Raw genomic sequence first — 23,377 nt, 5'->3', positions numbered from 1 at the left:
GGGGAATTAGTGTTTGAATTTTTCAATACTCTAAAAAAATGGCTGTCGAATGATAGTCATTTTTTCTGCATATTTTTGGCAAAAACCTACAAGGTTTTATAGTATTACAAACACTTCGACAATTTGTAACACTCCTGTAATGGCTTTCAAAATTATATTTTGTTAGACTTACATTATCAATGAAGGGGGAGAAAGAGATGAAAAAGCAAGTCCTTATAGCTTTCGTATGCTTACTGAGCATGGTATTTTTTACGACTAAATCACAAGCAGCATCTACATATAACCCATACTCAAAGAAAAATCAGGTAACAAAAATCGCTAAACAATATACTGGAGTGCCATATCGTTTTGGTGGTACATCTACTAAAGGTTTTGACTGTTCAGGTTACGTAGGGTATGTATACAAAAAAGTAGGTACTACATTACCTCGAACTGCTTCGTCGATGTATACTGTCAGCTCAGTTGTTAAAAAGCCTGTTCCTGGTGATTTAGTTTTCTTCAAAAATACATACAAAAAAGGTATTAGCCATGTAGGAATTTTCATGGGAAATAATACATTTATTTCAGCGACTTCAAGTAAGGGAGTAGCTGTAGTAAGTCTTTCTAATACATATTGGAAACCAAAATTCGCTGGCTCAGGTAGCGTAATTAATTAAACATAATAATAAATGCAATTTACTTTTCTTAAGAATGGTAGATTGCTTTTTTTTGCACTTTTTTAGGAATAAAATATAAGTGCAACTACGTCTTTGTCTCCACCAATCGCCGAGTGTTCTTTATCTTTTCATAAAGTTTTCTTATTTAATAAATAAGTAGATTATGTTCCAATGATATAATGACCCTTAACTAAACTAGTTACATGAATTTAAGGGAGTTGGTAATTATAGCAATAGTCTACTATACTTTTTTTGTTTTAGGTCTAGTATTTGGTTCTTTTTTTAATGTTGTCGGGTTAAGAGTTCCGATTGGGAAATCGATTATTTCACCAGGTTCCTCATGTTCAAATTGTGGACATAAATTGAGTTCTCTAGAATTGATACCAGTATTTTCTTTCTTACTCCAAAGAGGGAAATGTCGAAGCTGCGGCACTCTAATTTCCAAACTATATTTATTAATTGAAATACTAACAGGCATGTTATTTGTTTTATCCATCTATGAAACTGGTTTTCATAAAGATTTAATGATCGCTCTTTCGATAATATCTTTATTAATCATTATTGTTGTTTCGGATGTGAAATATATGATTATCCCTAATCGTATTCTACTAATCTTTTTATTTATTTTTAGTTTTGAACGACTCTTAATTCCATTGGATCCTTGGTGGAGTAGTATAGTAGGAGCGTTAGGAGCATTCGTGGTTTTGCTTCTAATTAATCTGATTAGTAAAGGTGGTATGGGAGGAGGAGACATAAAGTTATTTTGTGTGCTAGGTATAATTTTAGGGTGGAAAATAACTCTCATTGCATTTATACTTGCATGTTTTTCAGGCAGTATTTATGGATTAATCGTAATATTGTCCGGAAAATTAAAGCAACGAAATTCGATTCCTTTTGGTCCATTCATCGCAATAGGTGGGTTAGTAAGTTATTTTTATAGTGAAAATCTATTAGAATTTTACGATATAATTTTTTGTTAAGCCGATAATTAAAAAGGCTATTTAATTGAAAAATTCTTTCAACTAAATAACCAGTACTTTTTTTATGAGAATAGTTTTTCTTCTACACTATTAATAACTGAATTCCAGTATTTTTTGTCTTCAACGAAGTTTGTTCGAATTGCTTTAAAAACAGCAGTTTGTTTTTCTTGGAAATTTGGGTCATCTTTATCTGGAAGCCCTTTTTTCATCTCAATTACAATTTCTTCAATTTCCGTAGAACGTGGACCCCATACATTTACTTCATTCCCTTTTTCATCCATAAAAACAAAAATTGGAATAGAACGAGATTTACCGTTTGTTAAATATTGATCCATTAATTCTAGGTTTTCATCTCGAATTAGGAATCTAGTATCTATATTAGCTATTTCCATCATTTTTTGAATAACTGGTACATTAAGTAATGCATCTCCACACCAATCTGCAGTTAAAGTAACAACCTTCCAATGACGATTCTTTAATTGTTCAAGTTTTGCTTGTGTACTTTCAGGAATCGTAACTTCATTATAGATTTTTAGAAGTTCTTCTTTATTTACATTCATTGCATCTACATATTCTTGAAAATTCATGCCCTTTTCGAACCAAGAATTTAATGACATTTCCATCCACTCCTTTAATGTTAATAAATAGTATTATACCCCATTCGTCATAAGAAGGAATGCAATAAGACTTGCAGAAATAATATACAGTATATGTTGTATATGCAGTTTAAGCAGGAGGGAGAAAAATGAGTACGCCTATTGAGATGTCAAAAAGTCGGAAGCGCTTTCCAAAGTGGGTTAAAGTTACATCAACTATCTTAATCGTTATCGTCTTAATCGTTGCGGGAACCGGCCTGTACTTAACAAAAAAATCATTACCAAGCATTAAAGGAAATTTAACGATTAGTACTTTAAATCATAAAGTAGAGGTAATTAGAGATGATAAAGGAGTACCTCATATTAGTGCTAAGAGTTTGCATGATTTGTATGTTGCGCAAGGCTTTGTAACTGCACAAGATCGATTATTTCAAATGGATTTAAGCAGGAGACAAGCGTCCGGACAATTAAGTGAAATAATTGGTGATGCTACAGTGGAGCGTGACTCATATTTTCGAACGCTTGGTTTAAGAAGAGCTGCTGAAGCTTCTTACAGCAAGTACGATAAAAATGGACAAAATGTTTTAAATTGGTATGCAGAAGGAGTAAATGCATACATAAAATACGCAATAAAGGAAAATAAACTACCAGTTGAATTTAAAATTTTAAAATATAAACCAACTAAATGGACGGCAATTGACTCACTAGTGATTGGTAAATATATGGCATTTGATTTAGGCGGTCATTGGAATGAACAAGCATTTCGTTATTATGCTATGAATAAATTTCCAAAGGACAAGGCATTGGAGCTATTTCCTCCTAATAATGATATAGATCCGTATATTATTCCAAGTAATACTTCAAAAATAGACGTAGAAAAGAGCTTTGCAAGTGCAATTATTCCACCTGTTTGGAATGGAAGTAATGATTGGGTTGTTAGTGGATCTAAAACAAAGTCCGGTAAACCACTATTAGCAGATGATCCTCATTTAGGATTAGCGACACCGGCAATTTGGTATGAAACTCAATTAAAATCTGGTGATATGAATGTAAGTGGTGTAATTTTTGCAGGGGTACCTGGAATCATCGTTGGTCATAATGAACATATTGCCTGGGGAGTAACAAACGTAGGCCCGGATGTACAAGATTTATATATTGAAAAACGAAATCCAAATAAGGCAGACGAATTTTTATATGATGGTCAATGGGAAAAGGCACAGGTTATAAATGAAACGATCAAAATTAAAGGTAAAAAGAATAAAATTTTACCTGTAATGATTACGAGACATGGTCCAGTGATTTCGGAATTTGCAAGCGACGCTGGAAAAGATACTGTATTCTCTTTACAATGGACAGCGCTACAACCAACAACGGAGCTAGAAGCCGTTTTAAAATTTGACGTTGCAAAGGATTGGAATTCATTTAAAGAAGGATTAGCTTTATTTGAAGCTCCTGCCCAAAATTTCGTATTTGCATCGGATGACGGAACAATTGCCTACCGAGCAAATGGAAAAATTCCAATCCGTAAAAAAGGTGATGGGCTAATGCCAGTACCAGGGTGGACTAGTGATTACGGTTGGAAAGGATCTATTCCATACGATAAACTACCAACAATCATTAATCCTAAGGTAGGATTTATTTCATCTGCAAATAATAAAGTAGTTGATGATACATATCCATACCATATTTCAAACTCATGGGCACAGCCTTATCGTCAATTGCGCATTCAGGAAGTATTAAAAAAGAATGACAAATTAACTGTTAAAGATATGCAAAAGCTACAAATGGACGAAATGAATTTACAGGCGAAAGAACATGCACCAAAGTTTATTAAGTCAGTAAAACAAAATAAAGATCAATTATCATCTGTTGAAAAATCAGCTTTAAAGGAACTTGAAAAATGGAATTTTATAGATGATAAAGATGAAGCTTCTCCTCTTATATTCCAAATGTGGATGACTGAAATAAATAAAGCATTGTTCGATCAACAAATCTCAAACGATATGATGGATTTATTTGGAGACCGCAAAGTCGTGGTCGATCAATTGCTACGTGACAGCTTAAATGGGAAAAAAGTGATCTGGGTTGATGAACAAGGCGGAATTGATAAACTTTTATTAAAAACCTTCAAATCAACAATTAAAAATATTAGCAAAACTGACGGTGAAAATGTAGCTAAGTGGAACTGGGGCGATCACCATAAAGTTGCTTTCGAACACCCATTATCCAGTATTAAAATCTTAAGCTATTTCTTTAATGCGAGAGATCCAATCCCAGTAGGAGGTAGCGCAACTACTGTCAAAGCAGCAGGATATGATGACCAAGGAATCGTAGACCATGGTGCATCATGGAGAACTGTTGTAGACTTTGCAGATTTAAGTAAATCAGTAAACGTAGTAGGACCAGGTCAATCCGGAAACCTCGGAAGCAAATGGTATAGTGACCAAATGGAAGATTGGGCAAATGGAACATATCATACTACTTCGTTGAAAAGTGTTGAAGGTGTTACAGAAATGTTCGAACCGGGAAAAGCAAAGAAGAAGTAGGAAGGAAGTATAGAGGACAGACCTTTATGTGGTCTGTCTTTTGTTTTAGAAGTAAAATTGTAGTGATTTATATAGTCATTCTTTAAGGGAACCAATAAGTGATTTGTAAAATTGAATAGGAATAGGAATAGGGAGAAAGGAATTAATTTTATTTTAATTAAGCAAAAATAGTTGGAGGAGCGGTGAATTTGAGTATTATAATTGCGATTCTCGGTTTTTAATTGCGATCCCCGGTTTTTAATTCCGATATTCGATTTTTAATTGCAATCCCCAGTTATTAATTGCACAACTCTAATTTCTTCCCTTTCATCACCTCATATAATAAAATATTTAAATAGATTGTCCTAAACTAATTAAAAAAAGGGGGGCTGTGAAAATGAATGAAATGGGCTTAGTTCTCGAAGGTGGAGGAATGAGAGGGATTTATACAGCCGGTGTTCTTGATTATTTTCTTGAACAAAAAATAGAAATTCCTTATGTGATAGGTGTTTCTGCGGGTGCTTGTATGGGAACTTCTTATCTATCAAAACAACATGGTCGTAATAAACGAGTAAATACGGAATTTTTACAGCATCCAGACTATATTTCTTTTAAAAATTTAATTCGTAATAAGCAGCTTTTTGGCATGGACTTATTATTTGATATTATTCCTAATGAATTAGATCCATTTGATTTTGATTCTTTTTATAATGCTGAGCAAAAATTTGTAGTTGGAACGACTGATTGTGTTACGGGAGAACCTGTTTATTTTGATAAAGATCGAATTGTAGAATCAACCGATATGTTAAATATAATTCGAGCATCAAGTTCTTTACCGTTAATGGCGCCAATCATTAAGTTTAATAATCATTTCTTGATGGATGGTGGCATTGCAGATCCGATTCCAATCGCTAAATCTGAAGCGGATGGCAATCGTAGAAATATAGTTGTTTTAACTAGAAATGCTGGTTATCGTAAAAAACCTTCAAAAGGTACTTGGTATTTGCAAAAAAAGTATAAAGATTATCCAGGACTTGTTCAGGCTGTATTAAATAGATATGAAGTTTATAATAAGCAATTAGAATATATTGAGGAGCAAGAAAAAGCTGGAAATATATTAGTCATTCGTCCTGTACAAAAGTTAAAGGTTGGCCGAATTGAACGAAATAAAGCACGTTTATTAGACTTATATAAAGAAGGGTATGAAGATGCTAAGCGTCTTCGTGAACAAATTCTAGAATTTACTTCATACGAAAAAACGACCTGTTAATTCCAGGTCGTTTTAATATGTTAAAAATATACTAATAGTAAGATCATCAGACTGATTGAAAACGCTTGTCTTTCAAAGTACGAAGCATGATAAGAAAATGGTTTATTAAACGGTAAATAAAGACAAGTAAAACAACATAGAAAGCCAGCGTTTGTCAACAGTTTGATCAACCTAATAATTTTAAATCATTTTTTAAAATAGGGGGAGGGAGATAAACGATTAATCCTTGTCATTGTTATTATTTTTGTTGTTATTGTTATTCATCATGTTTTTCATCATCATTTCAAACATTACCATATCGACACCTAAACACGGATTCATACAGCCACAGTTACTTCTTCTTCTAGAGCAACAGCATCTGCAATTGCAGTGACAATCATGGCGACGGCAATCGCAACGATCTCTATCACAATCATCAAAATCACAGCGTCTTCTTCTGCAATCGTCACAGTCACAGTCATTACGTCTACATCTACTTGAGTTCATATTGACTTGATCTTGGTTGTTCCACATCGTAGAACACCTCCTTGAATAATCTACATAAACAACTTATGCATGGATGTCCCATCAAGGAAAGGCTAGTACCTAAATAAAAAATAAAAAAGCACATTAATCTTTTTAAAGACAATGTGCTTTATATTATTCAATATTAATGTGGGAAGAAAACCATTTGGATTAAGAATAAAATTCCAAAGATATAAATAACTGGTTTAACATCTTTTGCTTTCCCTTTAACGACTTTTAATAATGGATAGGTAATAAATCCAAGCGCAATTCCTGTAGCAATACTTGACGTAAGTGGCATTGTGATAATAACTAGAAATGCAGGGAATGCTTCTTCAAAGTTATCCCACTCAATATGACGTACGCTACCCATCATTAAGCAACCTACTACGATTAATGATGGTGATGTAATTGCTGCTACACCAGAAATTGAATTAACAAGTGGGCTAAAGAATGCTGCGAAAACGAATAGTAATGCAACGACAAGTGCCGTTAAACCTGTTCTACCTCCAGCTGCAACACCTGCTGTAGATTCTATATAAGCTGTTGTTGGTGAAGTACCAAACATAGCTCCAATTGTTGTACCCAATGAATCAGAAAGCATCGCACGACCAGTACGTTTTTCATCTTTCTTATTTAATAAACCAGCTTGTGAAGCTACTCCTAAGAATGTACCTGTCGTATCAAAAATTGTAACTAATAAGAATGAAAAGACAACTGAATATAGTCCATAATGGATGACATCTGAAGCTGCTGTTATTGGATTAGCAACAATGATATGCTCAGGTAGTTTAGGTAAAGAGAGAATACTTCCTTTAATGTGTAATTTTCCAGCTAATCCTGCGATGATTGCTGTTGTAACCATTCCGAAGAATAAAGCTCCGTTTACATTTAAGGCAAATAAGATAATTGTAATTGCAATTCCGACTATAGTAAGGACTACACCAGGAGAATGAAGATTGCCTAATCCTACAAGATTATCTTTGTTAGCAACGATTATACCTGAAAGACGTAAACCTATAAATGCGATAAATAATCCAATTCCAACACTAATTGCATGTTTTAATGTATTTGGAATTGCTTCTATTAAATGCGTTCTAAATTTAGTTAAAGATAAAATAACGAATAAAATACCTGTAATAAATACTGCTGAGAAAGCTAATTGATAGGAAATACCATGTGCTTTTGAAACAACCGAATAAGCAAAATATGCATTCATTCCCATTCCGGGAGCAATCGCAATTGGGTAGTTTCCGAACAATGCCATAAATAATGTTCCGACTAAAGTTGCAATGATTGTTGCAGTAAATGCTTGGTTAAATGGAACACCAGCATCGGATAATATAATAGGATTTACAATAATTATATAAGCCATAGTTAAAAAAGTTGTAAAGCCGGCTATAATTTCTGTTTTAACGGTGGTGTTAGCCTCTTTTAATTTAAACATAATAGTTCTCCTTGTTAAAAAATACGAATGATATACTCAACAGTTATTAATAATATTCGTTTTCTCGTTAAAGTGCAATACTTTTTGGGATTTTTACATCTTTTAACAAATTCAATTATGTTTAGTATTCCTAAATATACGATTTGGGTATGCTAAATCTGAATTATATAAAAGGAGGATGTAGTAAATGACTCAAAAACAGTTTCCGACTAAATTTATTCCACAACATCAAAATAAGCAACCAGGTATTGAAAAGGAAATGACACCAATACCGATATCGGATGATCCCAATTACACACCAAGTGGTAAATTAAAGGGAAAAGTAGCCATTATTACTGGAGGAGATAGTGGGATTGGAAGAGCAGTTGCTATACTTTTTGCAAAAGAAGGGGCATCAGTCTTTATTCCTTATTTAGATGAAGATGTTGATGCACAGGACACAAAGAAATACATAAATGATTTAGGTGGAAATTGTGAAATAATGAGATGTGACATTCGAACAGAGGAAGTTTGTAAACAAATCGTTCAAAATGCAATTCAAACCTTCGGAAAAATTAACATTTTAGTGAACAATGCTGCTGTTCAATATCCACAAAAGAATTTGGAAGACATTACTGAGGAGCAATTAAAAAGAACATTTGAAACAAATATTTATCCAATGTTCTTTTTATCAAAAGCTTGCCTTCCACATATGAAGCAAGGTGATTCGATTATTAATACTGCGTCAATTACCGCTTATAAAGGACATGATCAATTATTGGATTACTCAGCGACGAAAGGAGCGATTGTCACATTTACTCGCTCACTTTCTACAAATCTTGCTCAGAAGGGAATTCGGGTTAATGGTGTAGCTCCTGGGCCAATTTGGACCCCATTGATTCCAGCAAGTTTTGACGAACAAGAAGTAGCAAAGTTTGGTAGCACAACTCCAATGAAACGAGCTGGACAGCCTGTAGAGCTCGCACCGGCATATCTTTATTTAGCCAGCAATGAAGCTTCCTTCATTACAGGGCAAATGATCCATGTTAATGGTGGAGTAATCGTAAACGGATAAACTAATAAATGGTGCCATATACGATAAAATGTAAATGGCACCATTTCATTAATATTTAGGTCGAAACGTGTGACAGCAAGTTTCACCACTATGTACCGCAGAAGTAGTTATTTCACCGTCTAAGACTGCATTTTGAATCGTTAAATCAAAGTCATTTGAGTATTCATATGCTTCAGTTTGAACAAGAATTGAGTCTGCTTGGCAAAAGTTTCCCTGCCCCCAAAAATTACAATTTGCAACACTACATCTAATTTCTGGCATGAACTCGCCCTCCTTTTGTCTTATTTTCTACATACTTTGCAATCTCATTCAGATTTAAAGAAGTACCATTGTAGAATTTTTAGAGAGAATATTGTAAACTTTTATCAAGATAGAAGGAGTTAGGAAGACTTTTATCGAATCAAACTCTGATTAAGTATAGGAGGAGAACAAATATGAATTGGGAAACAACTTATGAAAAATGGATTAAATCACCGACATTAGATCAAGAACTAAAAGAACAATTAATTAAACTTGAGAATAATCAGCTTATACTTAAGGAAAGTTTCTATCAAAATTTAGAATTCGGAACTGGTGGAATGCGCGGAGAAATCGGACCTGGAACGAATCGTATGAACATTTATACTATTCGTAAAGCATCTGCTGGTTTTGCAAAATATATTGAAAGCTTTGGAGAAGAAGCAAAAAACCGTGGAGTTGCAATTGCTTTCGATTCTCGTCATAAAAGTCCTGAGTTTGCAATGGAAGCAGCAAAAACACTTGCAACACATGGCATTAAAGCCTATGTTTTCAATGAATTACGTCCTACACCAGAATTATCATTTGCAGTACGTGAGTTAAACTGCTTCGGTGGAATTGTCATTACGGCTAGCCATAACCCACCTGAATATAATGGATTTAAAGTTTATGGTGATGATGGTGCTCAATTACCTCCAGCTGCTGCTGATCAAGTAATTGAATATGTTAATTCATTTGAAAATGAGTTGGAAATTGAAGTATCTTCTGAACAAGAATTAGTTGAAAAGGGCTTAATACATAGATTAGATGAAGAAATGGACAAATTATATGTAGAGCAACTAAAAACTGTTGTTGTTAACAGCGATTTAGTTCATGAACATGGTAAGGATTTAAAAATTGTTTTTACACCACTACACGGCACAGCAATAGTGCCTGCAACGATGTCATTAAAAGCTGTTGGCTTCGAAAATGTAACAATTGTTAAAGAACAAGCAATAGCAGATCCGAATTTCACAACTGTAAAATCACCGAACCCTGAAGAACACGCAGCATTTGAATATGCAATTCGTTACGGTAAAGAGATTGATGCAGATGTATTAATTGCAACTGACCCTGATGCTGACCGTTTAGGAATCGCGACAAAAAATGAAAACGGCGAATACGTAGTCTTAACTGGAAACCAAACAGGAGCATTAATGCTTCATTATTTATTAACCCAACAAGATGTACCTTCAAATGCACTATTACTTAAAACAATCGTTACATCTGAATTTGGTCAAGTAATTGCATCAAAATTCGGTGTGAAAACAATCGATACACTTACTGGATTTAAGTTTATCGGTGAAAAAATTAAGGAATATGAGCAAACGAACGAATACTCATTCTTATTCGGTTATGAAGAAAGCTATGGCTATTTAATTAAACCATTTGTTCGTGATAAAGACGCAATTCAAGCAACAGTACTTGCTGCAGAAATTGCTACTTATTATAAAACAAAAGGTATGACTTTATATGAAGGCCTAAATAGCTTATATGAGCAATATGGCTATTACTTAGAAGGATTAAAATCATTAACATTAAAAGGGATTGAAGGTACAGAAAAAATTCAATCGATTTTAACAAATTACCGTCAAAATCCTCCTGTTGATATAAATGGTCTAAAAGTTGTTACAGTTGAAGATTATAAACTTCAAGAGAAAACGACTTTAGAATCAGGGGAAAAAGAACAGATACTTCTACCTAAATCAAATGTATTAAAGTATCAACTTGAAGACGGTTCATGGGTATGCCTACGTCCATCTGGAACTGAACCAAAAATCAAGTTCTACTTTGGAATTGTTGGACAATCTCGTGAAGATAGCATCCAAAAATTGGATAGTTTACAACAAGCATTTATGGAAAAAATTGAAGTATTAGTCTAAAAAAAGAGCGACTATTTAGTCGCTCTTTTCATTTATTTTAGTTAAAGCTCTAATGATGAAATAAAAGATTGTTCCACTGCGTTTTCTTCTCTAGTAGCATGCTCTATATGTTGGAACATACCTTTTAGTTTTTCATCAATAATCGCTAAGTCCCTCTCGTATTTAAAGGCATGTAGAAAATGTTCGATACGCTTTGAAAAAAGTTCGTCTTTCGTATTTACCATTAACACGAGGAGCTTATCCCATTGACAACAATAAGTGTAATACAATGCTAAATCATAATCGGATTGTACTTGCATTGTGAACCTCCTTTTTAGAGGGTACACATAGTTTATGGCGAAAAAAATTAATTAGCCATGAGAGAATTTAACAAAGGGTTACGGTAGAGGTTAGGTAAAAAAAGGATGGTTAAGTCCAGCAATGATAGGGAAAACAGGAAGTAAAGAGTGATTTTTCTTATTTTAGAAATACTTTATTAGTTTTGATCAAATTATTAAAGAATAGGCTTCCGGAAATTATTGCGATTCCCGGAAATTAATTTTGATTCCCAGAATTTATTGCGCTCCCCGGAATTTAACTTATGTATACTTTTACAAGAAACAGGGATAATAAGATTAGAATCAATAAAAAATACTGGACAAACTCTGTACTCCAAACTGCTTTTGTAATTTCCTTAATCAAAAATAAAAGTACTCAAAAAAGAAGTTATATCAATCGCATTGTACAAATAAAATTAACTACCGTATGAATTTTTTTCATACGTTTTTTTATGTTTATGATTTCAAAAAGTTTCAAATTAAGCATATGAATATAGTAGAGATATGACTATTTTTACATTAATTCAATTTTCAGTTCATAGAATAATATAAGAAGAGACAGGAGGAGAGTGTGATGAAGGCAAGTGATTATAGAGCGTTGGAATATGCTATTGATGAAATTACAGAAATTGCGAGAGGATTTGGGCTAGACTTTTACCCAATGCGCTATGAAATCTGTCCAGCAGATATCATATACACATTTGGCGCTTACGGTATGCCTACAAGATTCTCCCACTGGAGCTTTGGAAAACAGTTTTATAAAATGAAGCTTCATTACGATTTAGGGTTAAGCAAAATTTATGAATTAGTAATCAACTCTGACCCATGTTATGCGTTTTTATTAGATACAAACTCTCTCGTTCAAAATAAATTAATCGTTGCACACGTTTTAGCTCATTGTGACTTCTTTAAAAATAATATTCGTTTCTCAAACACGAAGAGAGATATGGTTGAAAGTATGGCAGCTACTGCTGAACGAATTAAACACTATGAACATATATACGGAAAGCAAGAAGTAGAAAATTTCCTAGATGCAGTACTCTCAATTCAAGAGCATATTGATCCATCATTAATGCGACCAAAACTGGCTTATGATTTAGAAACTGATTTCCCAATGAAAGAGAAAAAAAGAGTTACACCATACGATGATTTATGGAATATGGATCAAAGTAAAGAGAAGAAAAGTGATTCAAACCTTATCCCAATTAAACGCAAACAATTCCCACCACAACCCGAAAAAGATATCTTATTATTTATCGAAGAATACTCAAGAGAACTAGAAGAATGGCAACGTGACATCCTGACTATGTTACGAGAAGAAATGCTGTATTTCTGGCCACAGCTTGAAACGAAAATTATGAATGAAGGCTGGGCAAGTTACTGGCACATCCGAATCATGCGAGAACTAAATCTCGACTCAAATGAAGCAATCGAATATGCAAAACTAAACGCAGGCGTTGTTCAACCATCGAAAACAAGTATTAATCCATATTATTTAGGACTAAGAATGTTTGAAGACATTGAAGAGCGATATAATAACCCAAGCAAAGAAATGAGAGAATTAGGCGTTAAACCTGGTAGCGGTCGAGAAAAAATGTTTGAAGTACGAGAATTAGAGTCTGATAGTTCATTTATACGAAACTATTTAACGAAAGACCTTGTCATGCGTGAAGATATGTATTTATTCCAGCGACAAGGTAAAGAATATAAGGTTACTGATAAGGCATGGGAGAATGTACGAGATCAACTTGTAGTTAGTCGAGTAAATGGAGGATTCCCTTATATTGTAGTCCAAGAAGGAGATTATTTAAAAAATGGTGAACTTTATTTAAAGCATTCCTATGAACATATGGAACTTGATGTGAAGTATGTGGAGAAGGTAATGCCTTATATTCATCAGTTGTGGGGTAGAGGGGTTCATTTAGAGACGAATATTGAGAATAAGTCTGTGTTGTTTAGTTATGATGGGAAGAATATTCATAGGAAGTATATTTAAGGCCACCTTTTAAGGTGGTTTCAGACTGTAGACAAAATCGATGAAATTCGAGTTTGTCTACAGTCTTTTTGTTTTAAAATATATAAAAAAAATTTCTGCGACTTGCCCTTTTTAACCCGTACAGAGAGCAAAAATTCCCGACAATCTGAGTCTTGTAATTTTAAAATATAAGTCTCTTATCTATTTAACTAGAAGATATAAGTTCTAGAAAAGTGTAGATTTAAGACAATGTTAATAAACTAATTATTTAAAATTTGTTATACTACTAACGCATATAGGGTGAGCTAAATACGAATGTTGAAATAGTGATAAAATCAATAGTTGAACACATAGATGGTTTACCAAAAGCGACCGCTTCATTATATTGGAGTATTTGGAATATAATGAATGGGGAATTTCGTTAGACCACCTTTGTTAAGGAGAATATCCAAATTTCAAAACCTATTTTTAACAGATTAAAGTCTTATCTATACAAATGGGTATTTGGAAAAAGATTAAAAATCAAATTATAGAATTAGTAATATAACACTGCTCAACTAACGCAATCGGATAGATATCAAGGACAGTGAACTGTAACATAAGTATATGAGTTTTGCTCGCCCTTGACATAACGACCCATGTGAAGAAAAAATAAAGTAGCATGAATTAATTAAAAAAGAGCATAAATTAAGGAGGATAGAAAAGTGATTTCGAAACGACAAAAAGATATAGTGATGTCTTTAATGAAAGCAAAAGAACCTGTTACAGCTGAATGGATGGCAAAAGAACTTGGTTTTAGTGATAGAACCATTCGCAACGAGATTAAAGAACTTCAATCACAATGCTCGTCGTTAGGAATAATCATTGAGTCGGTTCGAGGCAAAGGATATATATTAGATATAAATGATTATGAAGTGTTTGAAAAGGAGTATAATTCTAATGAGAATGAAGCGATAGATGAAAAAAAATCGGATTTTTCCGAACAGGAAAATCGGGTTTTGTATATATTAAAACGATTTTTATTAGAAAATGGACCAATCAAAATAGAAAACCTTGAGGGAGAGCTATTTGTTTCAAAGCCTAAGGTTCAAAATGACTTGAAAATTGTCCGTGAAATATTGGAAAGATATCAATTGAAGTTAGTTACCAGACCACATTATGGTACGCAGGTTGAAGGTGATGAATATATGAAACGGCTATGTTTATCAAGTTTTATGTTAAGCCGAAATAGCAACTTAATCATTGAAAGTAATTCTTTTGATGTTTTGGACGAAAACCTGTTTGAAAAGATAAAAGAAATCATCGTAAAAAAAGTGAATGAATACAAAATTGAGATATCTGACATTGCACTCGAAAATTTGGCGACGCATATTACAATTGGATGTAAAAGAATTGAAGAAGGTTTTGTCATTGAAAATCTCGAACACGATTTAACAGGAAAATATCCCTTAGAAAAAATTGTTGCCAATGAAATTGTAAAAGAAGTTGAGGAGTTTACGGGCTTTATATTCCCGCAATCTGAAATTAATTATATTATTGTCCATTTGTTGGGGACAAAATTAATTCACAAGAATACGTTGAAAGAATTTAGTCATTTTGATGAGTTAGATAACATAATTAATTGCATGTTGAAAAGATTGAAAAATGAATTGAATTGGGATTTTCATGATGATGAAGAATTCATTCAATCGATGACTCTACATATACGGCCAGCAATGAACCGGTTGCGTTATAACTTGAACATTCGTAATCCATTATTAAACGAAATTAAAAGGAAATATCCTAGCGCCTTTGAAGGTGCTGCTATTGCCAGCAGATGCATTGAGGAATATTTGGAGATTGAGGTAGGAGAAAACGAGATTGCTTATATTGCATTGCACATAGGTGTGGCATTAGAAAAAATGAAGACAAGGCAGAAAAGGCCAAAACGGGTGATTGTAGTGTGTGCTTCTGGTGTTGGAAGTGCAAGACTATTGTATTATCGTTTGCAAAATGTGTTTAAAGATGAAATCGATATTGTAGCTTCAACCAATTATTATCAATTAAAAGAATACGACCTTTCCTCTATTGATTTTATTATTAGTACGATTCCAATAAAAGAAGATATAGTCGTTCCAGTACAAGTGGTCAACACATTTTTAGGAGAAGAAGATATTGAAAAGATCCGAGAAGGCTTATTACCTGTTAAAAAGTATGAGGAACAAAGTTATTTAGATGAATCAAGAGTTTTTATTCACAAAGACTTTGAGGATAAAGAAAGCGCTATCCATTTTTTATGTGAAGAATTATATAAACAAAAGCTCGTCTCTAAAGATTACATAAATTCGGTGTTGGAAAGGGAGTCGCTAGCTCCAACCAGCTTTGGGAATCTTGTGGCCATTCCTCACGCACTTTCACCGGAAACAGAGGACACATTTTGGACTATATGCACGTTAAGGAAGCCCATCGAATGGACTGATAAACAAATGGTTCAATTTATCTGTTTGTTAAATGTAAGAAAAGAACCTAATGAGGATGATCTGGAAGGTATGTATAAGAGGCTCTTGGCTTTAATTGAAAACAGTGCAACAGTCAAAAAAATACTAAAGGGTAAGTCTGCTGAAGAAATTATAAGGATTTTAAATGATACTAAATTGATATGAAACATTAATAGGAAATACGTCCTTTTACAACGGAATAGGGAAAAAATGAGGGTATTCCAAAATAGGGGTACCCTTTTTAGGTTATCGGCATGTTATCTGAGGATAATTTAATTTCTTAAACTTTATTATAAGTATTTAAACATTTTTCCGTTACGTAACGGAAAAATCATTTCTGTAAAATTAAACGCTTTCAAAATAAACTATAAAAGTAAGGTGATTAAATTACTCTTAAAGCATTTGCCAAATTAGACTGTTTAGATTATTTTGCTAGTTGTTTTAAAAAAATATTATTGTGGATAAATAGGAGGAATAAACAGATGAATATTTTATTATGTTGTGCAGCAGGAATGAGTACAAGCTTGCTAGTGACCAAGATGGAAAAAGCAGCAGAAGAAAAAGGTTTAAAAGGAAAAATTTGGGCTGTTCCAGCTAATCAAGTCAATCAACACATTGACAATGCTGATGTCCTACTTTTAGGACCACAAGTAAGATACTTGCTTCCAAAATTGAAAGGGTTAGGTGAAGAAAAAGGCATTCCAGTGGATGCAATTAATCAAGTTCACTACGGAATGTGTAATGGAGAAGAAGTTCTAAAAACTGCTATAAATTTAGTAAATAATAAATAATAAAAAAAGGGGAAAAAGTAGATGAGTAAATTCAACACCATGCTAGAAGAGAAAGTCATGCCTATTGCAGCAAAGATTGGTGCGCAAAGGCACCTAACGGCTCTTCGAGATGGTCTTATTGCGACTATGCCATTCATTGTAATTGGTTCATTTTTCTTGATCCTGGCTAACTTGCCAATTCCAGGTTATGCTGATTGGATGTCTTCAATTTTTGGTACAAACTGGGCGGCTAAATTAAGTTATCCAGTAGATGCAACTTTCAATATCATGTCACTAATCGCAGCATTTGCAGTGGCATACAGACTAGCAGAAAGCTATAAGCTTGACTCGATGAGTGCGGGTACTATTTCAGTTGCTGCTTTCCTATTAACAACACCATTTAATTTCTTATTTACTCCAGCTGGATCTGAAACAGGAGTGATGGTAACTGGTGCGATTTCAAAAGCTTTCTTAAGTAGTAAAGGTTTGTTTGTTGCGTTACTATTTGCAATCTTATCAACAGAAATTTATCGATGGCTCGTCAAAAAAGATATTGTTATTAAAATGCCAGCAGGCGTACCCCCAAGTGTTGGTAAATCATTTGCAGCTTTAATACCAGGCTTTATTGTTATTCTTGTGGTTTGGGTAATACGTTTACTTGTTGAGTTGACCCCTTATGAAAGTATTAACGGTTTAGTTACGACCCTTTTAGGTGACCCGCTAAAATTGGTAGGTCTTACTCTAGGAGGATCCATTGTTGCTGAATTATTCGTAACTTTACTATGGGCTACTGGTTTACACGGTACAAATATCGTTAAAAGTGTAATGGAACCAATTTGGTTTGGTGCTATGGGTGACAATATGACAGCATATCAAGCTGGTCAACCTCTACCACACATTGTTACACAACAATTCTGGGATAACTTCGTCCACATCGGTGGAACGGGTGTAACATTTGGTTTAGTTCTTTCAATGGTATTGTTTGCTAAATCACAACAAATGAAAAGTCTTGGTCGTTTGGCTCTTGCTCCTGGTATCTTTAACATTAACGAGCCGCTAATCTTTGGTTTGCCAATCGTGTTAAACCCAGTCATGATTATTCCATTCGTCGTTACTTCAATCGTTACCGTGGTTGTAACTTTTCTTGGTATGGATTTGGGATTGGTAGCAAAACCAACCGGTATTGCAGTCCCTTGGACAATGCCGCCAATTATTTCAGGATATCTTGCTTCTGGCGGACATATTTCAGGTGCAGTCATGAATTTAGTTAACATTGTTATTTCATTCGTAATTTATACTCCATTCTTCAGAATATATGATAAAGCGAAGAAGAGAGAAGAAGATGCGATGAATGCAAGTGAAAGAAAAAATATAATCGCGTAGTAAAGTGAGGTGGGCATTAGTTTGACTAGAGCCTATCTCTAACAAGTAATATGACAATGAAGGTCAATCTGCTGATAGAATTGGAAAAATGATCTTTGATGAGATGTTATAAAACTTCTGGATTTTAATATATATTCAAAATTGGACGGAGAAGGGAATGTCCCCTTCCTAGTAAATCATTTGAAAGGCTGTTAATCATGAATAAAGAAGAACTATACAATCTTGCATTTCAATTAATACTACATTCAGGGAATGCAAAAAGTTTGGCGATGGAAGCGATGCAGAAAGCTAAAGAAGGCAAGTTTGATGAAGCAGAAGAAAAACTAAACGAAGCAGATTCTGCCTTTAATGAAGCACATCATGTTCAAACTGACTTAATCCAAAAGGAAGCAGGGGGAGAGAAAGTCGAATTTCCTCTTATTATGGTTCATGCACAAGACCATTTGATGAACTCAATGACCCTTAAAGATATGGCCAGAGAAATCATCGAGTTGCATAAACTGATCAAAAAGGTATAAAACAAAACGTTCCACTAGAATTGCCCAACTACTTTTGGGCTTTTTTTATTCAAAATAATTCTCGGATAATAATTCTTGCAAAGATATTAAGGGGAGAAATATGTATTTAAATCCATAGTTTTTTAATTAAAGAAAAATAAAATGTGTAGTTTATACTATTTAATCCGTTTTGCATTTAGAAAGGAAATGAACTTTAATGAAAAAAACATTCCCAGAAAATTTTTTATGGGGTGGAGCCACGGCTGCAAACCAATATGAAGGTGGATACAATGAAGGCGGGAGAGGGCTTGCTACAAGCGACTTCATAACAAATGGTACTGCAGACCGCCCAAGGAAAATTACAATCAAGTTAAATGATGGAACAAAAACAATGGTAAACCGACGACCTACTGGGGACCCAAAAATTGATACCATACCAGAAGGCGCAACAGGCTATATTGATGAAAATGTTTATTATCCAAGCCATAAAGCAGTTGATTTTTACCACCATTACAAAGAAGATATTGCCCTTTTTGGAGAAATGGGTCTTAAGTGTTTCCGGCTATCTCTTAGTTGGTCCCGCATTTTCCCAAAGGGTGGAATTGAAGGGGAACAACCAAGTGAGGAAGGGTTAAAATTTTACGAAGATGTTTTTAAAGAGTGCAAAAAATATAATATCGAACCATTAGTCACTCTTTATCATTTTGAAACCCCTGCTTATTTGGCTCATCATTTTAATGGTTGGGGCGGTCGTCAGACGATAGATTGTTTTTTACGAATGTGCAAAGAAGTATTTACAAGATATAAAGATTTAGTTAAATATTGGATCACCATAAATGAAATTAATGTATTAAATGGATACGCCTTTATGGGAACCAGGGAGGCTACAGCGCAGGCGCGTTATCAAGCAAAGCATCATATGTTTGTTGCGAGTGCTCTTGCCAATAAGCTTTGTCACGAGATTATTCCAGATGCAAAGATTGGCTGTATGGTTGCATTAAGCTGCATTTACCCGAAAGATTGTAAGCCGGAAAATGTATTTGGAGCTTTGGATTATCGAAGAGGAGCTTTGATTTATTCTGATATTATGATGAGGGGATATTATCCATCTTACGCCGACCACTTTTTTGAAGAGATGGGGGTAACCATAAAAAAAGAACCGGGGGATGACGAAATAATCAAGGCGTACCCTTCGGATTTTTTATCATTTAGTTTTTACCGTAGTAGTGTATACCATGCTGAAATCGTTCAGAATACCGATACCGGCGGACAAATGGGGGATGTAAATCCTTTTCTAGAAAAAACGGAGTGGGGTTGGGCTATTGATCCTGTTGGTCTAAGATACACCTTATCTGAACTTTATGATCGGTATCAAAAACCGCTCTTTATTGTTGAAAACGGAATGGGAACCATTGATAAGCCAAATGAAAATGGATATGTGGAGGATGATTACCGGATCAAATATTTCCGAGATCATATAGCAGAAATGAAAAAGGCGGTTACTTTAGATGGTGTCGATTTAATGGGATATACACCATGGGGTTGCATTGATTTAGTTTCAGCAGGAACTGGAGAGATGAAAAAACGGTATGGTTTTATTTATGTAGATATGGACGACGAAGGAAATGGAACATTAAAAAGAACAAAGAAAAAATCATTTGATTGGTACAAGAAAGTGATAGCAACTAATGGAGAAGACCTTAGTTTTTAGATTGAAAATATGCCAGATTACTGTTTATCAAAAAAAGGAGCAAATGGATATTATCCATTTGGGAGTGATGTGGTAAAAACTGCTTCAAAAATGTTTGCTCTCATTCTGAACTAAACAATCAGATAAATATCAGCTTAAAATGTAATTCCATTTTAGCTGATACTCTCAGGCAACAATATCCTTTTATTACGGTTGAATAATGAATTGGATTTCTTGCTCAAAAATAAGATCTTTAAAAGACACAAGGCTGGGCAAGTTACTGGCACATCCGTATCATGCGCGAACTAAACCTTGATTCAAATGAAGCAATTGAATACGCCAAACTAAACGCAGGAGTTGTTCAACCATCAAAAACGAGCATTAATCCATATTACTTAGGTCTACGTATGTTTGAAGACATTGAAGAACGATACAATCATCCAACAAAAGAAATGCGTGAGTTAGGTGTTAAACCTGGTAGTGGTCGAGAAAAAATGTTTGAGGTACGAGAATTAGAGTCTGATAGCTCATTCATACGAAACTACTTAACTAAAGAACTAGTAATGCGAGAAGATATGTATTTATTCCAGCGCCAAGGTAAAGAGTATAAGGTTACCGATAAAGCATGGGAGAATGTAAGAGATCAACTTGTTGTTAGTAGGGTAAATGGTGGATTTCCTTATATTGTTGTTCAAGAGGGCGATTATTTAAAAAATGGTGAGCTTTATTTGAAGCATTCCTATGAAAATATGGAACTTGATGTGAAGTATGTTGAGAAGGTTATGCCGTATATTCATCAGTTATGGGGTAGAGGGGTTCATTTAGAGACGAATATTGAGAATAAGTCTGTGTTGTTTAGTTATGATGGGAAGAATATTCATCGGAAGTATATTTGAGCCACCTTTTTTAGGTGGTTTTCTTTTTGGATTAGAAAGTATAGAATTCTTTTTTTCTGTAATTGGACCTTATGCAACTAAATGGCAGTTTAGTTGAGTAACAATCTAAGAAATTTACTTATTAAAGGTTTATAAATTAATTTGCCGAATAATCATTACTAACGTTAATTTATCAGGAGGATTTAAATGAGTAAATTTGATAAAATTTCCCTGTATATTTTTGGTATTGCTCTTATTTCAGGGTTATACTATATCGGTTTTCAAATTCATAACTTACAAGAGGATTTGGACAATATTAGAGGACAATTATGGAATATTTTCCAATTATTAAATTCAAAATAATTTGTTTGATAAATACTAATTTCTTTTCTTATGCAACTAACTGATGCGATACTTCAATAGAAGATCGCATTTTCTTATTCAACAAAATGGCAGATTAGTTGAACAAGAACCACTTCAATTTCGCTTGAGTATTGTATGTAAATCTAGTTTACATAAATACGCTTCTCGGCAATAAAAACGTTGGTGAATATTAACATTCTAATAGGGAAATATAACTATATTAATTATCTACGCAACTTATATTCCCCTTTATAAGTTCTGCCCTTATAATGTAATTGTTATATGCTGGTAAAAATAACACGAATCTGGCCTTTTTTATTTTTCCTATTGAACTGCATCCATTTAGTGGGAGTTAAAAGTTATTGCATCATGAAAGGATCTTATTGAATGAATAATAATAGTCCAACTGACCGAATTTCCAGTTTTCAAGCAATTATGTTGCTAACAAACTTTATTTTAGGAACTGGAATCTTAGTTCTACCTAGAGTAGTAACAGAAAAAGTAAAAACTCCAGATTCGTGGATATCAGTCATTTTAGGTGGCGTAATATGTATTCTTATCGTACTCTTACATGTTAGACTATGCCAAAGATACCCAAATGAAACGTTTTTCCAATTTAATCAAAAAATTGTTGGAAAATGGATAGGCTTATTTCTAAGCTTAATTGTAATTGTCTATTACATAGTGCTTTCAGCATATGAAGTTCGAACCATGGTTGAAACGATAGGAATATATTTGCTTCAAGGCACTCCAACGTGGGCTATTATGATACCATTTATTTGGATCGGTCTATACTTAGTACTTGGTGGCATCAATTCGTTGGCTCGAATGTTAGAGATTATATTTCCTATTACGGCTATCTGCTTACTATTAGTTATATTTTTAGGTATCGGTATATTCGAAGTTGATAATTTAAGTCCTGTATTAGGGATGGGAGTTAAGCCAATCCGTAAAGGAATAATGACTGCTACTTCCATATTCTCTGGATTTGAAATTATTCTCTTTATATTTATGTTTATGAAAGAAAAAAAGCAAGCACCAAAATCCGTTATTATTGGACTAGGAGTTCCTATTTTTTTCTATACAATGACTACGATTATAGTAGTTGGAGCATTTTCAGTAGACGGAGTTTTGTTACAAACATGGCCAGTACTCACATATATTCGAGGTTATGAAATTCCAGGTCTTTTTTTTGAAAGATTCGACTCTTTATTCATTGTAATTTGGATTATGCAAATATTTACTACGTATACAATTGCTCTTTTTCTATCCGCTTTAGGAATGGCACAAATTTTTAAAAAAAGATGTATTCGACCCTTTCTTTTTGGTATAATACCTATTATTTATATCATTGCAAGTGTTCCTAGGAATATCAATGAGGTGTATAAAATGGGAGGAATGCATGGAAATGTTGCTATTTATTTATTTGGTATATTTCCAATCTTACTATTAATCATCTCCTTTGTAAGAGGAAGTATAGATGCGAAAATTTAACATATTTCGTTCGGATAACATTAGTTGGATGCTAGTACTTTTTCTTTCACTTCCTACAGGATATTGGAGCAGTAAGATCATTGAAGATCTTATTATCCCCATAGGTTCATCATTTAAAATCGACTTCATCTTCTTTTGAAGGTATTAAAATGTAGTTAGCATAATCATAAGGTAATATAAATGTATATTTTGATAACAAATCTAATTCTAAAGGTTTATTTCTTGTAACTTGGTTTAATTTATTTGCTGTAATATATACAAGCTTATGCAACTAAACCAGCTAATAGTTGTCAATATTTTTCAATAAAAATTTTATAAAACACATGTTATACTAAAAATAGACAT

General features: G+C 33.7%; 19 protein-coding genes and 1 pseudogene. 15 read left to right on the top strand and 5 right to left on the bottom strand.

The features are described from left to right. The first annotated feature begins 197 nt into the window (after window positions 1-197). Together AN960_RS11535 and AN960_RS11530 are read left to right on the top strand one after the other, a co-directional pair. Complete coding sequence (locus tag AN960_RS11535) at window positions 198-656, top strand: C40 family peptidase (RefSeq protein ID WP_056471290.1); 459 nt, start codon at window positions 198-200, stop codon at window positions 654-656. 218 nt (window positions 657-874) lie between these two features. Further along, window positions 875-1,636 carry a prepilin peptidase gene (locus AN960_RS11530; protein ID WP_286131704.1) on the top strand — a complete coding sequence of 254 codons (762 nt, stop codon included), beginning with the start codon at window positions 875-877 and terminating at the stop codon, window positions 1,634-1,636. 62 nt (window positions 1,637-1,698) lie between these two features. On the opposite strand, the gene AN960_RS11525 is transcribed toward AN960_RS11530, so the two are convergent. Beyond that, complete coding sequence (locus AN960_RS11525) at window positions 1,699-2,253, bottom strand: thioredoxin family protein (protein ID WP_056471286.1); 555 nt, start codon at window positions 2,251-2,253, stop codon at window positions 1,699-1,701. 128 nt (window positions 2,254-2,381) lie between these two features. Here AN960_RS11525 and AN960_RS11520 point away from each other — a divergent pair, with 128 nt between their 5' ends. Beyond that, window positions 2,382-4,778: a penicillin acylase family protein gene (locus AN960_RS11520; protein WP_056471284.1), complete on the top strand. Its 2,397-nt coding sequence runs from the start codon at window positions 2,382-2,384 to the stop codon at window positions 4,776-4,778. A 376-nt stretch (window positions 4,779-5,154) separates the two neighbouring features. Further along, the gene (locus tag AN960_RS11515; RefSeq protein ID WP_056471281.1) at window positions 5,155-6,027 is read left to right on the top strand and encodes a patatin-like phospholipase family protein; all 873 of its coding nucleotides are present in this window, start codon (window positions 5,155-5,157) and stop codon (window positions 6,025-6,027) included. Between the two features lie 649 nt (window positions 6,028-6,676). Here the strand turns inward: AN960_RS11515 and AN960_RS11510 are convergent. Beyond that, window positions 6,677-7,978: an NCS2 family permease gene (locus tag AN960_RS11510; RefSeq protein ID WP_056471279.1), complete on the bottom strand. Its 1,302-nt coding sequence runs from the start codon at window positions 7,976-7,978 to the stop codon at window positions 6,677-6,679. 187 nt (window positions 7,979-8,165) lie between these two features. On the opposite strand from AN960_RS11510, the gene AN960_RS11505 reads away from it, so the two are divergent. Continuing rightward, window positions 8,166-9,032, top strand: coding sequence for an SDR family oxidoreductase (locus AN960_RS11505; protein ID WP_056471276.1), 867 nt, complete (start codon window positions 8,166-8,168; stop codon window positions 9,030-9,032). A 48-nt stretch (window positions 9,033-9,080) separates the two neighbouring features. Here AN960_RS11505 and AN960_RS11500 read toward each other — a convergent pair whose 3' ends face one another. Further along, window positions 9,081-9,293, bottom strand: coding sequence for a DUF1540 domain-containing protein (locus AN960_RS11500; RefSeq protein ID WP_056471273.1), 213 nt, complete (start codon window positions 9,291-9,293; stop codon window positions 9,081-9,083). 173 nt (window positions 9,294-9,466) lie between these two features. Here AN960_RS11500 and AN960_RS11495 point away from each other — a divergent pair, with 173 nt between their 5' ends. Continuing rightward, the gene (locus AN960_RS11495; protein WP_056471270.1) at window positions 9,467-11,191 is read left to right on the top strand and encodes a phospho-sugar mutase; all 1,725 of its coding nucleotides are present in this window, start codon (window positions 9,467-9,469) and stop codon (window positions 11,189-11,191) included. 41 nt (window positions 11,192-11,232) lie between these two features. Here AN960_RS11495 and AN960_RS11490 read toward each other — a convergent pair whose 3' ends face one another. Continuing rightward, window positions 11,233-11,490: a YhdB family protein gene (locus tag AN960_RS11490; protein ID WP_056471267.1), complete on the bottom strand. Its 258-nt coding sequence runs from the start codon at window positions 11,488-11,490 to the stop codon at window positions 11,233-11,235. 592 nt (window positions 11,491-12,082) lie between these two features. Between AN960_RS11490 and AN960_RS11485 the strand changes: the two genes are divergently transcribed. The 9 genes and pseudogenes from AN960_RS11485 (at window position 12,083) to AN960_RS11450 (ending at window position 23,032) form a co-directional block, all read left to right on the top strand. Next, entirely contained in the window at window positions 12,083-13,504 is a 1,422-nt protein-coding gene (locus AN960_RS11485) for a SpoVR family protein (protein ID WP_056471264.1), read from the top strand. Between the two features lie 683 nt (window positions 13,505-14,187). Further along, window positions 14,188-16,125 carry a BglG family transcription antiterminator gene (locus tag AN960_RS11480; protein WP_082459479.1) on the top strand — a complete coding sequence of 646 codons (1,938 nt, stop codon included), beginning with the start codon at window positions 14,188-14,190 and terminating at the stop codon, window positions 16,123-16,125. A 317-nt stretch (window positions 16,126-16,442) separates the two neighbouring features. After that, complete coding sequence (locus tag AN960_RS11475) at window positions 16,443-16,751, top strand: PTS sugar transporter subunit IIB (protein WP_056471261.1); 309 nt, start codon at window positions 16,443-16,445, stop codon at window positions 16,749-16,751. Window positions 16,752-16,772: 21 nt separating this feature from the next. Beyond that, window positions 16,773-18,113, top strand: a complete 1,341-nt coding sequence (gene celB, locus AN960_RS11470) for a PTS cellobiose transporter subunit IIC (RefSeq protein WP_056471258.1) — start codon at window positions 16,773-16,775, stop codon at window positions 18,111-18,113. A gap of 197 nt (window positions 18,114-18,310) precedes the next feature. Beyond that, the gene (locus AN960_RS11465) at window positions 18,311-18,631 is read left to right on the top strand and encodes a PTS sugar transporter subunit IIA (RefSeq protein ID WP_056471255.1); all 321 of its coding nucleotides are present in this window, start codon (window positions 18,311-18,313) and stop codon (window positions 18,629-18,631) included. Between the two features lie 196 nt (window positions 18,632-18,827). Continuing rightward, window positions 18,828-20,321: a family 1 glycosylhydrolase gene (locus AN960_RS11460; protein ID WP_056471253.1), complete on the top strand. Its 1,494-nt coding sequence runs from the start codon at window positions 18,828-18,830 to the stop codon at window positions 20,319-20,321. Window positions 20,322-20,563: 242 nt separating this feature from the next. Continuing rightward, window positions 20,564-21,196, top strand: a pseudogene (locus AN960_RS11455) (SpoVR family protein); the annotation flags it as partial. Between the two features lie 186 nt (window positions 21,197-21,382). Then, entirely contained in the window at window positions 21,383-21,538 is a 156-nt protein-coding gene (locus AN960_RS24470; RefSeq protein ID WP_156339672.1) for a hypothetical protein, read from the top strand. A gap of 387 nt (window positions 21,539-21,925) precedes the next feature. Beyond that, window positions 21,926-23,032 carry a GerAB/ArcD/ProY family transporter gene (locus tag AN960_RS11450; RefSeq protein WP_056471250.1) on the top strand — a complete coding sequence of 369 codons (1,107 nt, stop codon included), beginning with the start codon at window positions 21,926-21,928 and terminating at the stop codon, window positions 23,030-23,032. A gap of 109 nt (window positions 23,033-23,141) precedes the next feature. On the opposite strand, the gene AN960_RS24465 is transcribed toward AN960_RS11450, so the two are convergent. Further along, complete coding sequence (locus AN960_RS24465; RefSeq protein ID WP_156339671.1) at window positions 23,142-23,303, bottom strand: hypothetical protein; 162 nt, start codon at window positions 23,301-23,303, stop codon at window positions 23,142-23,144. Between the last annotated feature and the right edge of the window lie 74 nt (window positions 23,304-23,377).

Source organism: Bacillus sp. FJAT-25509, from assembly GCF_001420605.1.
Classification (GTDB): Bacteria; Bacillota; Bacilli; order Bacillales; family Bacillaceae_G; genus Gottfriedia.
This window is presented reverse-complemented; position numbering and strand designations above follow the sequence as displayed.

Bases quoted from the DNA above. Each gene is read 5' to 3' on its own strand.
- AN960_RS11450 (WP_056471250.1), top strand. From the start codon at position 21,926: ATGAATAATAATAGTCCAACTGACCGAATTTCCAGTTTTCAAGCAATT.
- AN960_RS11525 (WP_056471286.1), bottom strand. From the start codon at position 2,253: ATGTCATTAAATTCTTGGTTCGAAAAGGGCATGAATTTTCAAGAATAT.
- AN960_RS11485 (WP_056471264.1), top strand. From the start codon at position 12,083: ATGAAGGCAAGTGATTATAGAGCGTTGGAATATGCTATTGATGAAATT.
- celB (WP_056471258.1), top strand. From the start codon at position 16,773: ATGAGTAAATTCAACACCATGCTAGAAGAGAAAGTCATGCCTATTGCA.
- AN960_RS11475 (WP_056471261.1), top strand. From the start codon at position 16,443: ATGAATATTTTATTATGTTGTGCAGCAGGAATGAGTACAAGCTTGCTA.
- AN960_RS11535 (WP_056471290.1), top strand. From the start codon at position 198: ATGAAAAAGCAAGTCCTTATAGCTTTCGTATGCTTACTGAGCATGGTA.
- AN960_RS11460 (WP_056471253.1), top strand. From the start codon at position 18,828: ATGAAAAAAACATTCCCAGAAAATTTTTTATGGGGTGGAGCCACGGCT.
- AN960_RS11515 (WP_056471281.1), top strand. From the start codon at position 5,155: ATGAATGAAATGGGCTTAGTTCTCGAAGGTGGAGGAATGAGAGGGATT.
- AN960_RS11500 (WP_056471273.1), bottom strand. From the start codon at position 9,293: ATGCCAGAAATTAGATGTAGTGTTGCAAATTGTAATTTTTGGGGGCAG.
- AN960_RS11495 (WP_056471270.1), top strand. From the start codon at position 9,467: ATGAATTGGGAAACAACTTATGAAAAATGGATTAAATCACCGACATTA.
- AN960_RS11505 (WP_056471276.1), top strand. From the start codon at position 8,166: ATGACTCAAAAACAGTTTCCGACTAAATTTATTCCACAACATCAAAAT.
- AN960_RS11465 (WP_056471255.1), top strand. From the start codon at position 18,311: ATGAATAAAGAAGAACTATACAATCTTGCATTTCAATTAATACTACAT.
- AN960_RS24470 (WP_156339672.1), top strand. From the start codon at position 21,383: ATGAGTAAATTTGATAAAATTTCCCTGTATATTTTTGGTATTGCTCTT.
- AN960_RS11520 (WP_056471284.1), top strand. From the start codon at position 2,382: ATGAGTACGCCTATTGAGATGTCAAAAAGTCGGAAGCGCTTTCCAAAG.
- AN960_RS11510 (WP_056471279.1), bottom strand. From the start codon at position 7,978: ATGTTTAAATTAAAAGAGGCTAACACCACCGTTAAAACAGAAATTATA.
- AN960_RS11490 (WP_056471267.1), bottom strand. From the start codon at position 11,490: ATGCAAGTACAATCCGATTATGATTTAGCATTGTATTACACTTATTGT.